Annotated in this window: 13 protein-coding genes; 2 read left to right on the forward strand and 11 right to left on the reverse strand. The window is 70.1% G+C overall.

Annotated elements, in window-relative coordinates:
• Nucleotides 1-23: 23 nt before the first annotated feature.
• The 5 genes from paaE to paaA are packed head-to-tail and all read right to left on the reverse strand — an operon-like array spanning nucleotide 24 to nucleotide 3,938.
• Nucleotides 24-1,259, reverse strand: coding sequence for a 1,2-phenylacetyl-CoA epoxidase subunit PaaE (paaE, locus tag ABD298_RS07465; protein WP_344299002.1), 1,236 nt, complete (start codon nucleotides 1,257-1,259; stop codon nucleotides 24-26).
• Entirely contained in the window at nucleotides 1,260-1,745 is a 486-nt protein-coding gene (gene paaD, locus ABD298_RS07470) for a 1,2-phenylacetyl-CoA epoxidase subunit PaaD (protein WP_344299003.1), read from the reverse strand.
• A gap of 22 nt (nucleotides 1,746-1,767) precedes the next feature.
• On the reverse strand, nucleotides 1,768-2,625 hold the full coding sequence (paaC, locus tag ABD298_RS07475) for a 1,2-phenylacetyl-CoA epoxidase subunit PaaC (protein WP_344299004.1): 858 nt from the start codon (nucleotides 2,623-2,625) through the stop codon (nucleotides 1,768-1,770).
• Nucleotides 2,622-2,915: a 1,2-phenylacetyl-CoA epoxidase subunit PaaB gene (paaB, locus tag ABD298_RS07480; RefSeq protein ID WP_208710228.1), complete on the reverse strand. Its 294-nt coding sequence runs from the start codon at nucleotides 2,913-2,915 to the stop codon at nucleotides 2,622-2,624. Before paaB ends, paaC begins: the two co-directional genes overlap by 4 nt.
• Nucleotides 2,916-3,938 (reverse strand): 1,2-phenylacetyl-CoA epoxidase subunit PaaA, encoded by a 1,023-nt coding sequence (paaA, locus tag ABD298_RS07485; protein WP_344299005.1) that lies wholly within the window; start codon nucleotides 3,936-3,938, stop codon nucleotides 2,916-2,918.
• 181 nt (nucleotides 3,939-4,119) lie between these two features.
• Between paaA and ABD298_RS07490 the strand changes: the two genes are divergently transcribed.
• Nucleotides 4,120-5,196 (forward strand): LCP family protein, encoded by a 1,077-nt coding sequence (locus tag ABD298_RS07490; RefSeq protein ID WP_344299006.1) that lies wholly within the window; start codon nucleotides 4,120-4,122, stop codon nucleotides 5,194-5,196.
• 50 nt (nucleotides 5,197-5,246) lie between these two features.
• Here ABD298_RS07490 and ABD298_RS07495 read toward each other — a convergent pair whose 3' ends face one another.
• The 4 genes from ABD298_RS07495 to ABD298_RS07510 all read right to left on the reverse strand — a co-directional run bounded on the left by ABD298_RS07495 (nucleotide 5,247) and on the right by ABD298_RS07510 (nucleotide 10,334).
• Nucleotides 5,247-6,974 carry a tyrosine-protein kinase domain-containing protein gene (locus ABD298_RS07495; RefSeq protein ID WP_344299007.1) on the reverse strand — a complete coding sequence of 576 codons (1,728 nt, stop codon included), beginning with the start codon at nucleotides 6,972-6,974 and terminating at the stop codon, nucleotides 5,247-5,249.
• A gap of 71 nt (nucleotides 6,975-7,045) precedes the next feature.
• Nucleotides 7,046-7,624 (reverse strand): arsenate reductase/protein-tyrosine-phosphatase family protein, encoded by a 579-nt coding sequence (locus ABD298_RS07500; protein WP_344299008.1) that lies wholly within the window; start codon nucleotides 7,622-7,624, stop codon nucleotides 7,046-7,048.
• A 102-nt stretch (nucleotides 7,625-7,726) separates the two neighbouring features.
• Nucleotides 7,727-8,314 carry a peptidase gene (locus tag ABD298_RS07505; protein WP_208710236.1) on the reverse strand — a complete coding sequence of 196 codons (588 nt, stop codon included), beginning with the start codon at nucleotides 8,312-8,314 and terminating at the stop codon, nucleotides 7,727-7,729.
• A 172-nt stretch (nucleotides 8,315-8,486) separates the two neighbouring features.
• Nucleotides 8,487-10,334, reverse strand: coding sequence for a DUF4012 domain-containing protein (locus ABD298_RS07510; RefSeq protein WP_344299010.1), 1,848 nt, complete (start codon nucleotides 10,332-10,334; stop codon nucleotides 8,487-8,489).
• Nucleotides 10,335-10,444: 110 nt separating this feature from the next.
• Here ABD298_RS07510 and ABD298_RS07515 point away from each other — a divergent pair, with 110 nt between their 5' ends.
• Nucleotides 10,445-12,688, forward strand: a complete 2,244-nt coding sequence (locus ABD298_RS07515; protein ID WP_344299011.1) for a S9 family peptidase — start codon at nucleotides 10,445-10,447, stop codon at nucleotides 12,686-12,688.
• 90 nt (nucleotides 12,689-12,778) lie between these two features.
• Here ABD298_RS07515 and ABD298_RS07520 read toward each other — a convergent pair whose 3' ends face one another.
• Both ABD298_RS07520 and ABD298_RS07525 read right to left on the reverse strand, forming a co-directional pair.
• Nucleotides 12,779-14,242: an amino acid permease gene (locus ABD298_RS07520; RefSeq protein ID WP_344299012.1), complete on the reverse strand. Its 1,464-nt coding sequence runs from the start codon at nucleotides 14,240-14,242 to the stop codon at nucleotides 12,779-12,781.
• Nucleotides 14,243-14,501: 259 nt separating this feature from the next.
• Nucleotides 14,502-15,668: an acetate/propionate family kinase gene (locus tag ABD298_RS07525; protein WP_344299013.1), complete on the reverse strand. Its 1,167-nt coding sequence runs from the start codon at nucleotides 15,666-15,668 to the stop codon at nucleotides 14,502-14,504.
• Between the last annotated feature and the right edge of the window lie 6 nt (nucleotides 15,669-15,674).

A 15,674-nucleotide genomic window follows, 5' to 3' on the forward strand; every position in this document is an offset into this window, starting at 1 on the left:
GTTTCGGCTCTGCTCAACCGCCGTCACGCGTCGAAGTCGACGGACACGCTGTCCGTGGTCGGGTGGGACTGGCACGTGAGGACATAGCCGCGCTCGACCTCGTCCGGCTCAAGCGCGTAGTTCTCCGTCATCTCCACCGTGCCCGAGACGAGCTTGGCGCGGCACGTCCCGCAGACGCCGCCGGCACACGCGAACGGCACGTCGGGGCGCACGCGCAGGGCCGCGTTCAGGATCGTCTCGTTCGCGGAGACCGGGGACTTGACCGTGCCCTGGAGTCCGTCGAGGCGGAACTCGATCTCGAAGCTCTTCCCACTCGGGTCCTCGATCACCGGGCGGCCGATGTTGCCCTCGAGGCTCGTCGGGGTGCCGGTGGTGAAGAGCTCGTAGCGGACCTTCTCGGGCTCCACACCGCGGGCCGAGAGCGTATCGCGCACGAGCTGGACGAGCTCGAACGGGCCGCACAGGAACCACTCGTCGACGTCGTCGGCGTGGATCACGGTGTTGAGCAGCGTGGTGAGCTTCTCGTCGTCGACCCTGCCGGAGAGCAGCGGGGAGATGCGCTGCTCCCGCGAGAGCACGTGGTGCAGCGCGAAGCGGGACGGGTAGCGGTCCTTCAGGTCCGCGAGCTCCTCGACGAACATGACGTCCATGGCCGCCTTGTTCGCGTAGATGAGGTCGAAGCGGACGTTCTCGTCTGCGGCGAGGACGGTCTTCGCGATCGCCATGATGGGCGTGATCCCGGAGCCGGCCGCGACCGCCACGAACGTGTGCTCGACATCGGTGTCGATGCTCGACGGGTCGTTGAGACCGGTCATCCTGTGCTTCGAGATGAACGCGCCGGCGGGGCTCATCACGTCGAGCACGGTGCCGGGCTCGAGGCTCTCGTTGGCCCAGGTCGAGAAGATGCCGCCGAGGTCGCGCTTGATGGCCACCTTGATCTCGGTGGAGCCGTCGTCGAAGCGTCGGGGGGCGGCGCAGATCGAGTACGAGCGGCGCACCTCCCGCCTCTCGCCGCCCTGGTTCGGGTCCTCCAGCTCGGCCCGGAGGGCCACGTACTGGCCGGGGATGTAGTCGTACTCGTCGGCGAGCCCGGCGGGAACCGCGAACGTCACCTCGATCGCGTCGTTGGTGAGCTTGCGGACGTCGCTCACCTCGAGCTTGTGGAAGGACGCACGACGCCGCGTGGTCCCCTCCGCGTCCGAGCCGGCGGCCGCGTCTTCTGCGACGTCAGCGGCGGTCTCGTTCAGCTGGTCAGTCATCTAGAGCACCTTGAAGTAGTCGAAGGGTTCCTTGCAGTCCTGGCAGACGTAGAGGGCCTTGCAGGACGTGGAACCGAAGCGGGACATCTCGCGTGTGTTGAGGGAGTGGCACTGCGGGCACTTGACGGCGAGGCCCAGCTTGATCGGGCCGGCGTGGGACTTGCCCGTGGGTGGGGCGATGCCGTACTTCTCGAGCTTGGCCTTCCCCTCCTCGCTCATCCAGTCGGTGGTCCAGGCCGGGGAAAGCACGAGGTCGACCTCGACCTTGGAATGGCCGGCCTTGGCGAACACCGCCGTGAGGTCGTCCCGGATCGTGTCCATGGCGGGGCACCCCGAGTAGGTCGGGGTGATCGTGAGGCGGACCGTGCCGTCGGTGTCGAGGCGGCCGTCCCGCAGGATCCCGAGGTCCGCGATGGACAGCACCGGGATCTCGGGGTCGGTCACCGTGGCCGCGAGCTCGCGGACCTCGTCGTCAGTGGTGATCATGGCAGTTCCTTGCCTCGGTCCTCTACCAGGTTGCCCCGGGGTGCTTGCGCGCGAGGACCTGCATCTCGGCGAGGATGTAGCCGAGGTGCTCGGTGTGCTCGCCGCGGCGGCCGCCGCCGCTGGCACGCGGGACGTTGGGGACGCTGAGCGTGGCCTCGTCGAGGACCGATGCGATCTGGGCGTCGAAGGCGGCCCGCAGGCTCGAGGGGCGCACGCCGGCGTCGCCGACAGCGTCGATGAGCGCGTCGTCGTCGAACATCTCGTCGACGTAGGGCCACACGAGCTCGAGGGCGTCCTGCATCCGACGGTGCGACTCCTCGGTGCCGTCGCCGAGGCGGAGGGCCCACTGCACGGCGTGGTCGCGGTGGTAGTCCACCTCCTTGAGCGCCTTCGCGGCGATGGCGGCGATGGTCCCGTCGGTCGAGGCCAGCAGCTCCGTGTAGAGGAGGTACTGGTAGACCGAGACGACGAGCTGGCGCGCAATCGTGAAGCCGAAGTCGCCGTTGGGCTGCTCGACGATCCAGAGCGAGCGGAACTCGTCCTCCTCCCGCCAGTAGGCGAGGTCGTCCTCGGTCTTGTCCCACGCGTGGCCCGCGTAGGAGAGGAAGGAACGCGCGTGGCCGAGAACGTCCAGGGCGATGTTGCCGAGGGCGATGTCCTCCTCGAGCTCGGGGGCGCGTGAGATCCAGTGGCTCAGGCGCTGGGCGAGGATGAGGGCGTCGTCGCCCAGGCGCAGGGCGTACTGCGCGACGTCCTCGGTGGGCTTCTCCTTGGCGATCGCGATGTCCTCGGGACGCAGCGCGTTGCCGGGGGTGACTCGGGTGGCCGACGCCGCGGAGTCGCCGAAGCTGTCGAGCGAGTGGTCGGTGTGCGTCGTCACAGGTGCTTCACACCCTCGCTCTTGGTGTAGTACGTCGCGTGGCGGTAGTCCTTGCCCTGGGGCGATTCGAAGAACGCGCCCTTGGAGTCCGGGTCGGACGAGGCGATGGCATCCGAGGGGACGACCCAGATGGACACGCCCTCGTTGCGGCGGGTGTAGAGGTCCCGCGCGTTGCGCAGCGCCATTGCCGCATCAGGGGCGTGGAGGGAACCAGCGTGGACGTGGGAGAGGCCGCGGCTCGAGCGGACGAAAACCTCCCAGAGGGGCCAGATGTTGGTCTGCTCGCTCACTTAAGCTGCTCCGATCTCGTTCTTGGCGGCCTTGGCGGCCTGCTTCTCTGCGTACGCCCGGGCCGCTTCGCGGACCCACGTGCCGTTTGCATGCGCCTCGCGGCGGCGCGTCATGCGCTGGGCGTTGCACGGGCCGCGGCCCGCGATGACCTCGTGGAACTCCTGCCAGTCGAGCTCCTTGTGGATCCACCGGCCGTTCACCTCGTCGTAGCGGAGCTCCGGATCCGGGAGGGTCAGGCCGAGGACCTTGACCTGCTCGGCGATCATCCCCACGAACCGCTGGCGCAGCTCGTCGTTGGAGAAGCGCTTGATGTTCCAGGCCATGGACTGCTTCGAGTTCGGCGAGTCGGCGTCCGGCGGGCCGAACATCATCAGGGCCGGGGCGTAGAAGCGGTTGACGGCGTCCTGGGCCATCTGCTTCTGGGCCGGGGTGCCGTTCGAGAGCTCGAGCAGGATCTCGAAGCCCTGGCGCTGGTGGAACGACTCCTCCTTGCAGATGCGCACCATGGCGCGGCCGTAGGGGCCGTAGCTCGCACGACAGAGGGGGACCTGGTTGGCGATCGCCGCGCCGTCCACGAGCCAGCCGATCGCACCCATGTCGGCCCACGTGCGGGCCGGGTAGTTGAAGATCGACGAGTACTTGGCCTTGCCGTCCAGGAGCTGCTGGTTCAGGACGTCGCGCGGGGTGCCGAGGGACTCGGCCGCCGAGTAGAGGTAGAGGCCGTGGCCGGCCTCGTCCTGGACCTTCGCCATCAAGATGGCCTTGCGCTTGAGGCTCGGGGCGCGGGTGATCCAGTTCGCCTCGGGCTGCATGCCGATGATCTCGGAGTGCGCGTGCTGGGACACCTGGCGCACGAGCGTCTTGCGGTAGGCCGCGGGCATCCAGTCGCGAGGCTCGATGCGCGAGTCCTCGGCGATGATGCGATCAAAGTAGGCCTGACCCGCAATGTCCTCAGCCGACGGGGCCTCGTCACCCTGTCCAGGCTGGGGCTGGGGCACGGACTGCAGGGTCGCAGCTGCCATGTCTCCTCCTCAGAAATAATTACCGACCGTTCGTTCAGAATATGGGTCGATTCTACTGCCGTCAAGGTACGCAGCCCGTTTGCCCCGCAGATGCCCGCGGCACTCGAATGTGGCGCGTTCTCTACTCGATTCGGGGCAGAGCCCTGTCCGGCCTCCCTGACGCGGCGCCACCTTTGATTCCATGATCCCGACGACCAGCGCCCAGGCCTTCGGCGATGAGGCCAGTCCCGCCCAGCATCGGTTCAGGCGCCGACGCCGGCGCGGGACAGTGGTCCTCCTCGTCGCGCTCGCCGTCGTGGTCGGCGCCGCGTCCGCAGCCGTCGTCTTCCTGGGATCGATCGCGACGACCTTCGACTCCGCGACCCAGAAGATTCCGACAGCGTTCCCGCAGAATGTCGCGCGGCCCGCGGAGGTGCCGGCCGCAGACGGCAAGACCGCCGTCAACATCCTTCTGGTCGGCAGCGACAGCCGGGGGGCCGCCCTCTCGCAGGCGGAAGCCGGCGAGCCCACCGACCAGCGTTCCGACACCATCCTGCTCGTCCACATCCCCGCCGACAGGAAGAACGCCTACGTCATCTCGATCATGCGGGATACCTGGGTCCCCATCCCTGGTCGGGGGAACGCGAAGATCAATGCCGCCCTCGCCTTCGGCGGCGTCCCGCTCATGGTCGAGACCGTCGAATCGCTTCTCCATCAGCGCATCGACCACGTGGCGCTCGTCGACTTCGAGGGGTTCAGGGCGCTCACCGATGCCGTGGGCGGCGTGGACGTCGACGTTCCGGTTCCCTTCACCGCGTCCCAGTCCCCGGGCTACCGGTTCGCGGCTGGTCCGCAGAAGCTCACCGGCGAGCAGGCCTTGGCCTTCGTCCGTGAACGGTATGCCTTCCCGGACGGCGACTACCAGCGCGTGCGGGACCAGCAGATCTTCGTCAAGTCCCTGGTGGGCCACATCGCGCGGCCGGAGACTCTGGCCAATCCGTTCGCCCTCAGCCGGGTGGTCACGCAGTTCGCGCCCTACCTCACGGTGGACAGCGGGTTCACGGCGCAGGCCGTGTCTGCGCTCGCCTTCGAGCTGAGGGGCATCCGCCCATCGGGCATTGTGAGCTTCACGCTGCCCACGGCGGGGACGGGCGTCTCACCGGACGGGCAGTCGATCGTGATCATGGACGGCGAGGCCACGGAGGCACTGGCCGCCGGGATGAGCGGTGGCACGGTCGCCCAGTACGTGTCGGATCGGAACCTCCAGAACGGCAACTGAGCCAGCCGAGACGGTGGCCGCCGTCTCGGCTCGCTCGCTGGGATCCCTGCTCAGCCTGCGGAGCGACGGCCCCGCTGGTCCCTCAGCTGCGCCGGCAGCCACAGGTCGTCGGCCAGGCCGTCCTCGTCGAAGGTCTCATTCGCGCCCGGGAGCTGGCCCAGCACTCCGGAGGACGGTGCGTGGCGGTCGTGCCTGTCCGCATAGTGCCCCGGAACAGCCGCCGGGCGGTAGGCAGGCTCGTAGGGGGCCTCAGCCAGCGGCCGGCTGTCGGGAGCCGGCTCGTGCAGCTCGGCGTCGGGGGCGTGCACGGCAGGGCGCGGGGTGCGGGAAGGCCTGCGTTTGGCCGAGGGCCGCCGGCCCTTGGTCCGGCTCCCGCGAGCGTCCTCGCCGTAGGTGCCGTAGTACGAGTAGGCCGAGGACTCCGGCCCCGCGGTGGGCACGCAGTTCAGGACGACGCCGAGAATCCGGCCGTTGACCCTGCTCAGGTTCCCGAACGCGCGCTCGAGCTGGTCGGTCGTGGTCTGGCCCGCGCGGGCGACGACGAGGGTGCCGTCCACGGCCCGGGACAGCACGGCCGCGTCGGTCACCGGGAGCAGCGGCGGCGCGTCGACGAGGACGATCGCGTCCTCGGCGAGACGGCGCAGGAGGGCCTGCATGGCGCGCGAGCCGAGGAGCTCTGCGGGATTCGGAGGGATGCGCCCCGAACCGAGCAGCGTGAGGTTCTCCGAGCCCGCCCAGCCCTGCCGGACGTCCTCGATGTCTGCGCGGCCCGAGAGGACGTCGGTGACCCCCACTCCCGGGACGAGGTCGAAGACCTTGTCGACCATGGGCCGACGGAGATCGCAGTCCACGACCACGACCTTCTCCCCCGCCGCCACCATGCCGGCGGCGAGGTTGGCCACCACGGCGGACTTGCCCTCGGAGGGCATGGCACTCGTGACCAGGATGACCCGCGGCGGCTGGTCCACGTCGACGAACTGCAGGTTCGTGCGGAGCTCACGGAACGCCTCTCCGAGCGCGCTCCCCCACTGGTCCGCTCCGATGACCTCGGCCTGAGGCCCGAAGTCGTGGTCGACCGGAAGGGTGCCGAGCACCGGCACGGCGAACTGCCGCTCGACCTCGGCCGCAGTGCGGATGCGCCGGTCCACATGGTTGCGGACCATGGCATACGCGAACCCGAGGAGCAGGCCACCGACCACTCCGACGCCGAGGGTGAGGCGGATGTTGGGAGAGACCGGTTCGGTCGGCAGCACTGCGCGGCTCAGCGTCACGACGCGGACAGGGGGGAGGCCAGTCTGGCCGGCGGAGCGCTCGATCTCCGAGACCTGGGCGGAGAGCGCGGAGATCCAGGCGTCGGCGACGCGCTGCGCCTCCGAGGGATCAGTGGACTTCGCGGAGACGCGGATCTCGGTCGTGTCGACTGGCACGGTGACCGTCACGGCCGAGGCGAGGTCCTGCGGGCTGCGGTCCAGACCGAGGTCGCGGGCCACGCGCTCGGCGACGAGCGCCGACTCGGCGACCGACTTGTAGTTCTTGGCCCGGGACTTGGCGAGGTTGTCGCCGGCGAGAGACAGGCTCAGGTTGTCGCCGCCCACCGTGATGACGACGCCGCTCGCCTCGGCGGCGTACTGCCGGGGCTGGACCAGATACCAGCCGAAGGCCATGGCGGTCGCAAGCGTGGTGATGAGGAGGATTCCCCGCCAATGCCGCCGCATGACCGCCATATAGTCGCCAAGGGTCAATTCCCCGCCCTTGCGCGCGTCCGTCTCATGCTCCACGAAAACTGTCCTCCCCATTGGCCGCTTCCGCGGACACCCGATCGAGTCTACCGAAGGCGCGCCGTGCCGCGTCACACGAGGCGTTCGCCGTATCCCTGCAGAGCGTCCAATGCCGGAAGCAACTGCGACGCCATGGCCTCATAGGCGGCTGGGCCCCTGCGGAAGGGGTCGGTCACCTCGTCGTCCCGGCTGGGTGCGCGCCTGAACGCCGAGGCCCGTGCGATCGCCTGCTTCCATCCCGGACGCCACTCGGCGGCGCCGCGGCGTTCGGCGCCGAACGAGGCATCACCGAGAATGCGTGCGAGTTCCCGGATCAGGAACGTGCGCTTGAGTGCCGCCGGCTCGGCCCGCAGCACCTCTGCCAGGTGCTCCCTGCCAGCCGTGAGCACCAAGTCCGCCGCGCGGATGGTCTTGGGCTCGAGCTGACGGGCGGCAAACCCGTCGAACGTGACCCCCTCGGCGAGTCCGATGGCCGCGATCGGCCCGGCAACAGGTTCTCCCACGAGGGCGCGGGTCCCGGCACTCGCGACGCGGGTGCGCCCGGGCGCCAGAGTGTCCAGCCTGTGCTGGAGCCACCGCTCGGCAAGGGGAGAACGGCATACGTTGCCCGTGCAGACCACGAGGATCCTGAAGGGCTGTGCCGCATCCAAGGCTGGCTCCGCGCCGCTGGTCAACGTCCAAGGGCGGACGCGCGGAAGGGATGTTCCTCCCGCGCGACCGTCCCTGCGGCGTTGTTGCCCATGCGGGTGTCGCTACTGGCGGGCCGCGCTGCGGCGGCGGGCGACGATGGTGACAGCCGCGCCGGCCGCGACAGCACCCACGCCGGCGATGGACCAGCCGATCAGCGCCGGGTCGGCGCCCGTCTGGGCGAGGGCCTGGCCCCCGGTCTGGCCCTGGTCGCTGACCTGGGCCACCTCGGCCGACCCCACCACGACCACGCGTGCCGTCGCCGTGTGGCCGGAGGTCGCGCCGACGGCGGTGATGAGGTACGTGCCCGGCTCGTTGAGGACGATGGTGGCGGTGGCGACGCCCTTGGCATCGGCGACGACGGACAGCGGCGCGGGAGCCGCAGAGAGGATTCCGGGAACGCTGAGGTTGGCCCCGCCGCGGCCGCCGCCCGCAGCCTGCGGGCCTCCGACGAGGCTGAAGCTGATGGTCACGGTCTCACCGGGCGCGAAGCCGGATGCGGTGAAGGTGAACGCCTCTCCCGGGGCCACCGTCGAGTCCGAGACGACTGCGGAGGGCGACGGCGCGGGGTACTGGCCCGCGACGGCCGGGAGTGCCCCGGCGAGAACGATTGCTCCTGACAGCGCGAGTGCGGCGCCGATCTTCTTCTTCATGGTCTAACTCCCCCTAGCGATAGTGGTTTCGCCGCCTGTCAACGGCTATACGGGGCACACCATCATTCTCTACGGCCCCTGTCACGAAGATGACCTCAGAGTTCACCCGGACCCTCGGAGACTAACACGTCCGGAGAAAAGGCCGAAAACGCGCAATAAACGCCTCCGGGACTCATCGCGCGCTTGGTGTGCACTCAGTGCCAGAGCCGTTCTGGACGACGTCTGCACGGGGCTGCACGCCCGGGCTCGCGTCGATGCGGGTGGGCTCATCCGGCACCCCGCTGAAGCGGAACTCGAGCTGGGTGCTCTGGCCCGGGGCCAGCCGGACTGTGAGCACGCCCACAGGACGTCCTGCGTGCCGGTCGGACGCCATGCCACCGGGCGCGCCGTCGATGACGGCGTTCTCCACGTAGGCTCCCGCCGGCCCGTAGGCCACGACATTCGTCTGCACCGTTCCGGGCGGTATTCCGAACACCCCATTTCCGGTCACGTATGCCGGCAATGAGTGCGCGGCATCCGCCGGGGCATCATTCCTCAACGAGATCCGCAGAACTGCGCGGGAGCCCTGGGAATCGCACGTCCGCACGACAGAGACGGTTCGCCGGACGTAATAGTCCATTTTGGCGCCCGTGCCGTCATTGAAATAGGCGCCGAACCGAGCGTCCCCCTGTTCCGGCCCCGCCACCGTCCCGGAGATGTTCCACTCGCTCAGGGCGGCCTGTTCCTCGGAATGCGTCGAATAGAGGAGCACGCGGCCGTCTCCGACGACCGTCTCGACCGCGGACAGGAGGGCCTTCTCCTTCGGCTGGCGGGCAGAGAAGGCGTCGAACACCTTTCGCGCCACAGCCGCGAAATACACGTCCTGCTCCTTCGGAGACTCGATTCGGTAGATGTCGGAAAGGAGGGTCCGCACGGCGTTGTCGCTCGTCAGCGACGTCGGCAGCCCGTCTCCGCGGAAACGCGAGAATTCAGGCCCCGAGAGGTCCACCGGGCCCCATGCGCGCAGCAGTTGGGCGAGGGCGACCGGGTCGAGTGACGCCACCCCGTCGACCTTCCGTCCGGTCGAGGCCTCCCACATGGCCGCTGCGGTGGCGGCCGCCGTCGGGAAGTCGGGCGTCAGCGTCACGTCCTGCATGAAGCGGCCGAGCCGCGAGCTGTAGATGCGCGTCTGGACGGGGTCCACAGCAATGGGCGGGGCGAAGACCCCGAGCCCGCCAGCGGAGCCCTGGGCCGCGACGGAGACCGCTCCCCGCTCGGCGACGAGCTCGACCAGGGCTCCGGGGATGCCGCCTCCAGCACGGGTCTCGGCGTTGTTCTGGATGAGGACGAGGTACCGCCTCGGCCCGTCCGAGCCCAGCATGCCTGGGCCGATCCGGGCCATCGCCTCGGCGGTCTGGACCGCGCGCTCGACGGCGCCGAGCTGCTTCCTGCCCTCCGCCAGCGGCTCGCGCAGCTGCGGCAGGACCGCTGAATCGTCGATGCCCTGCAGACGTGACGCCGCGGCGTCGACCGCGTCTGCCGCCTCCGCGAGACGGGGAGCCGCGCCTGCGAGTGCGGAGAGGTCGCGCTGTCCCCCGGGAGGGGCGAGCAGCGAAGGTCCAACCGCCGAGGCGGCGTCCATCAGGGCCGGCAGGGCCGAGCTGGCGAGCCCGTCGGCCGCCACGGACACCTCCCGGGCCGCCCGCAGGTTCGGGCCCGCCCACGGCAGTGCCTCGGCGAGTGCCCACAGGGGCGAGGACGACGATCCTCGGGCGGCGGCAGCGTGCTGCTGTATCTCGCGGACAGTGGCACGCGCGTCGTCGAAGCGCCCGTCCTCGGCCTGCCCCTTGAGGACAGGCGCCAAGGCTGCCACCCGCGTGAGCTCGTCACGGGTGCTCAGCGCCTGCGCCGCGACAACGGCTCCGCACACGACGACGGCCGCGAGCAGCGCGGCCAGGGCCCAGGCCCGCCGGAACCGCCAGGCCCGCCGGGACCGCCGCGCTCTCCTGCGGGCGCGCCCGTCCCTGCGCAGGTCCCCCATCTGCTGCCTCTTCCGCTTGTCCGATCGTCCTCTGCCGATGCTAGTGGTCCCCGCGGCGCCCCCCAACCTGAGGGCCGCCGCGGATGTGGCGCGGCGGATAGGGTTGGCCCATGAGTGAAGCTCCGGCCCCGGCCGCGCCTGTCGCGAAGAAGGTCCCCACCCCCCGCGAGCACCACGGGGAGACGTTCGTCGACCCCTATGAGTGGCTGCGCGACAGGGAGAACCCCGACGTCGTGGCGCACCTGAAGGCTGAGAACGTGTACACCGAGGCCGTCACAGAGCACCAGCAACCCCTCCGCGACGCGATCTTCGAGGAGATCAGGCGCCGCACCCAGGAAACGGACCTCTCCGTCCCCGCGCGCAAGGACGGCTGGTGGTACTACTCCCGCACCGTCGAGGGGCAGCAGTACCCGATCTACTGCCGCGTCAAGGCAGCGGAGCCCGCCGAGGGCGCGCACGACGGCGGCGACGCCCTGGGCGCGTGGACCCCGCCCGCCGTCGTGCCCGGCACGCCGGTCCCCGGGGAGGAGATCCTCCTGGACGGGAACGCCGAGGCGGAGGGGCACCCGTTCTTCGCCCTCGGCGGCGCGGCCGTGACCCGGGACGGCAGCCTCTACGCGTACTCGGTCGACACGGCGGGCAATGAGACGTTCACCCTGCGGGTCAAGGACCTCCGGACCGGCGAGCTCCTGCCCGAGGTGATCGAGGGCGTGTTCTACGGGCTCGAGTTCGACCCGGACGGGTCGCGGCTCTTCTACATGGTCGCCGACGATTCGTGGCGCCCCTACCAGGTGCGCGTGCACGTCCTCGGGACCCCCGTCGAGCAGGACACGGTCCTGTACCAGGAGGACGACGTCGCGCAGTGGACGGGGATCGACCTGTCCTCGGACCGCCGGTGGCTGCTCGTGGGGATCGGCAACTCGGAGTACTCGGAGACCCGCATGCTCGACCTGACCGAGCCCGGTGCTGCCCTGCAGCTGGTCCTGGGCCGCGAGGCGCGCATCCTGCATTCCGTGGAGCCCTTCGTGCACGCGGGCCGCACGCGGCTGCTCGTGACGCACAACGGGCGTCAGGGTGGGGAGAGCACAGCGGCGAACAGCACCGCGCCGGATGGGGCGGCGCCGAACAACATGGTCTCGCTCGTCGATCTGGCCGAGCACGCCAAGCCGCTCGCGGAGCAGGAATGGACCACGCTCATCGCCCACGACGACGCCGTGAAGGTCGAGGGCGCCGACGTCACCGCGACGCACCTCGTCGTCTCGCTGCGCCGGGACACCATCACGACCGTCCGGTTCGCTCCCCTCGCCGATGCCGTCGCGGCGGCGGACGGCGGGCACGCGCCGTCGTTCGTGGAGCCGGAGTTCGGCGAGGAGCTCTACACGGCGGGGGCGGGCGTCAGCGACTTCACGGCGCCCGTGGCCCGCATGAGCTACACGTCCTACTTCACGCCGCCGCGCGTGTACGACTACGTCCTGGCGACCGGCGAGCTGCTCCTGCGCAAGGAGACGCCGGTGCGCGGCGGGTACGACCCGGCGGACTACGTTGCCGAGCGGGCCTGGGCGACGGCCGACGACGGCACCCGGGTCCCGCTCTCGGTGCTCCGGCGCGCCTCGGTGCGGCAGGACGGGACGAACCCCGCGCTCGTCTACGGGTATGGGTCCTACGAGGTCAGCATGGACCCGGGCTTCGCGATCCCGCGGCTGAGCCTGCTGGACCGGGGGATCGTGTTCGTGCTCGCGCATGTGCGCGGCGGCGGCGAACTCGGCCGGAAGTGGTACGAGGACGGCAAGAAGCTGCACAAGAGGAACACGTTCACCGACTTCGTGGCCGCCACGGACTGGGTCGCATCGTCGGGCTGGGCGGACCCTGGGCGGATCGCGTGCATGGGCGGCTCGGCCGGCGGGCTCCTGATCGGCGCGGTGCTGAACCTCGCCCCGGAGAAGTACGCGGCGGCGGTGGCGCAGGTCCCCTTCGTGGATGCGCTCACCACGATCCTCGACCCTGCCCTGCCGCTCTCGGCGCTCGAATGGGAGGAGTGGGGCAACCCGATCGAGGACGCCGAGGTGTACGCCTACATGAAGTCGTACTCGCCGTACGAGAACGTCCACCGGGCGCCGTACCCGAAGATCGCCGCCGTGACGAGCTTCAACGACACCCGCGTGCTGTACGTCGAGCCGGCCAAGTGGGTGCAGGCGCTGCGCGAGGCGTCCACGTCCGGGCAGCCGATCGTGCTCAAGACCGAGATGGACGCCGGCCACGGCGGCGCCTCCGGCCGGTACGAGGCGTGGAAGGACCGCGCCTGGGACTACGCGTTCATCGCCGACGCCCTGGGCGCGAGCGACCTCCTCCCCTGACTCTGGGGGTCACCTCCTGGGGGTCACGTCCTGGGGGTCACGTCCCGGGGGAACGGCACTCTGCAATCCGGACTTGCCCTCCGGGGCCTGCTAGGCGCGGACGTCAACCCGCTCGTCGTCCACCTGCTCCGAGGCCTCGGAGCGCTTGGCCCCCGCGCGCTTCACGAGCAGCCATCCGAGCCACAGGAGAACGCCAACCGCGGGTACGCACAGGATCGTGTAGAGGCCGATCGGGAAGACCTCGCCGGTGGCCTTGTCTGTCATCGTGTCGAAGGCGATGAGGACCGTGATGGCGGCGAGGGCGGCCAGGCCCAGCCAGCTCGTCCACGGCGAGCCGGGCATGGGAAGGGTGGACGCGGCGTCGCCCTTCTTCTTCCGCAGCATGATCTGGCACGCGAAGATGGAGCCCCATGTGAAGATCACGCCGATCGAGGCGGTGTTGAGCGCAAGGTCGAACGCGTGGCTCCCGCCTGCCCAGATGTTCAGCACGATGCCCACGAGGTACACCGCGCCGATGGCCAGGACCGCGGCGTAGGGCACGTGGCGCGAGGACATGCGCGTGAGCCAGCCGGGGGCGTGGCCGTTGGCCGCCATGGTGCGGAAGATCCGGCCGATCGAGTACAGGCCCGTGTTGCACGAGCTGAGCGCTGCCGTGATGACCACGAGGTTCATCGCGGACCCCACCCAGCCCAGCCCGAGCTGGTCGAAGACGGTGACGAAGGGGCTCACGCCGGCCTTGTAGTCATCCGAGGGCAGGAGCATGGCCAGCAGCAGCACCGACCCGACGTAGAAGACGACGATGCGCACCACCACGGCGCGGATGGCGCGGGGCACCTCCCGCTCTGGGTCCTCCATCTCGCCGGCAGTGATGCCGACGAGCTCGATCGCGTTGTACGCGAAGATCACGGCGTTGAGCACGAGGATCATCGCGAAGAAGCCGTGGGGGAACATGCCGCCGTCGCCGGCGAGGAGGTTCGCCGGGGAGGCGTGGGTCGCGCCGACCTGGGCGTTGAGGACGACCATGACGGTCCCGGCCACGAGGAAGAGGCCGATCGCCCCGACCTTGAGCACCGACGCCCAGAACTCGAACTCGCCGAAGGCCTTCACGCTCAGCAGGTTCACGGCGACGAGGAGGGCGAGGGCGCACAGCGCGGAGACCTCGACCGGGACGTTCGGGAAGAAGTACTGGAAGTACAGGCCGATGGCGAGCAGTTCGGCGATACCGGTCATGGCCCAGTTGACGAAGTACATCCATCCGGAGAGGTAGGCGCCCTTCGGACCGAACATCTCGCCTGCATAGCTCACGAAGGACCCGGACGTCTGCCGGTACATGACCAGCTCGCCGAGTGCGCGCATGAGCAGGTAGGCGATGGCGCCGGCGATCGCGTACGAGAACACGAGTGCGGGGCCCGTGGATGCGAGGCGGCCGCCGGCGCCCATGAACAGGCCGACGCCGATCGCACCTCCCATCGCGATCATCTGCACATGGCGGCGGGTCAGGGACTTCTGGTAGCCCTCGGCGGAGACTTCGGCGGGTGAGGAATGGTGGTGCACAGGCAAAAACTGTCCTTCTGGGAGCTTGCCCGCACCGGTGGGGCCGGGCCGCCGTCAAGTGTAGGCACGCCTCGCACCGCACCCCTCGGCGATGTGGCACAGATCTCCTGTGGCGCCCGTCTCTCCTGCCGGTACGGGGGTGACCTCGGCGCCACACCCGGTGACCTCGGCGCCACACCCGGTGACCTCGGCGCCACACCCGGTGACCTCGGCGCCACACCCGGTGACCTCCGCGCCACACCCGGTGACCTCGGCGCGGCTAGCTCGGGACGGCGGCGCGCACGACGGCGGCGGTCGCCTCCGCGATCGCCCTCTCCTCGTCGGTGGGAACCACGAGGACGGGGATGGCGGACCCGGGTGCCGAGATGACGCGGGGCTCCTTGGAGCGCTCGGCGTTGCGGTCGCCGTCGAGCACGACGCCCAACGCGCCGAGCCGGGCCACCACGCGGGCCCGGAACGCGACGGAGTTCTCGCCGATCCCGGCCGTGAACACGATCGCCTTCGCCCCGCCCACCGAGACGTGGTACGCCCCGACGTACTTCGCGAGCCGGTAGGACGCGACGTCGAGCGCGACCTCCGCTTTCCGGTCCCCGGCCTCGGCGGCCTCGACCACCGTGCGCATGTCGTTCGAGCCCGCGAGCGCCCGGAGGCCGGACTCTCGGTTGAGGAGGCTGTCGATCTCGTCCGCGCTGTGCCCCTGCCGGGCGAGGAACACGAGGATCGACGGGTCGACATCGCCGGACCGGGTGCCCATCACGAGGCCTTCGAGGGGCGTGAACCCCATCGAGGTGTCCACGCTCTTCCCCCCTGCCACCGCAGTCGCCGAGGCGCCGTTGCCGAGGTGGAGCACGACGCCGTCGAACGCCTCGGGCGCGAGGCCCAGAAGGGCGGCCGCCCGGCGTGAGACGTACTCGTGCGAGGTCCCGTGGAACCCGTACCGCCGGATCCCGTGGTGCGTGTAGAACCACTCCGGGACGGCGTAGCGCCAGGCGTGCTCCGGGATGGTGCGGTGGAAGGCGGTGTCGAACACGGCCACCTGCGGCATGTCCGGCCACTTGGACGCGATGGCCCGCAGCCCCAGGACGTTCGCGGGGTTGTGGAGGGGCGCGAGAGGGTTGAGCCGCTCGATGGCGCGGATGATCTCGTTGTTCGCGAGGACCGGCTCGGAGAACCGCTCGCCGCCGTGGACCACCCGGTGGCCGACCGCGTCGATGGCCCGGTCCCCCAGGACCTCGTGCAGCGCCCGGTCGACGTGGTCGAGGGCCTCGGCGTGGTCGCGCGGCCCGATGGCCTCGCCGTCGCCCCCGCCGCCGTTGCCCAGCCCGATGCGCTCGATGAGCCCCTCGGTGATCACGGTGCCGGCGTCGACGTCCCTGACCTGGTACTTCAGGGACGAGGAACCTGAGTTGATGACGAGGACGAGCATGCGGGC

It is taken from the genome of Sinomonas flava (genome assembly GCF_039531875.1).
Lineage (GTDB): Bacteria > Actinomycetota > Actinomycetes > Actinomycetales > Micrococcaceae > Sinomonas > Sinomonas flava.

Excerpts from the sequence above, each read along its gene's own strand:
- paaE (WP_344299002.1), bottom strand. The coding sequence starts at position 1,259 with ATGACTGACCAGCTGAACGAGACCGCCGCTGACGTCGCAGAAGACGCG.
- paaD (WP_344299003.1), bottom strand. The coding sequence starts at position 1,745 with ATGATCACCACTGACGACGAGGTCCGCGAGCTCGCGGCCACGGTGACC.
- paaA (WP_344299005.1), bottom strand. The coding sequence starts at position 3,938 with ATGGCAGCTGCGACCCTGCAGTCCGTGCCCCAGCCCCAGCCTGGACAG.
- ABD298_RS07490 (WP_344299006.1), top strand. The coding sequence starts at position 4,120 with ATGATCCCGACGACCAGCGCCCAGGCCTTCGGCGATGAGGCCAGTCCC.
- ABD298_RS07505 (WP_208710236.1), bottom strand. The coding sequence starts at position 8,314 with ATGAAGAAGAAGATCGGCGCCGCACTCGCGCTGTCAGGAGCAATCGTT.
- ABD298_RS07510 (WP_344299010.1), bottom strand. The coding sequence starts at position 10,334 with ATGGGGGACCTGCGCAGGGACGGGCGCGCCCGCAGGAGAGCGCGGCGG.
- ABD298_RS07515 (WP_344299011.1), top strand. The coding sequence starts at position 10,445 with ATGAGTGAAGCTCCGGCCCCGGCCGCGCCTGTCGCGAAGAAGGTCCCC.
- ABD298_RS07525 (WP_344299013.1), bottom strand. The coding sequence starts at position 15,668 with ATGCTCGTCCTCGTCATCAACTCAGGTTCCTCGTCCCTGAAGTACCAG.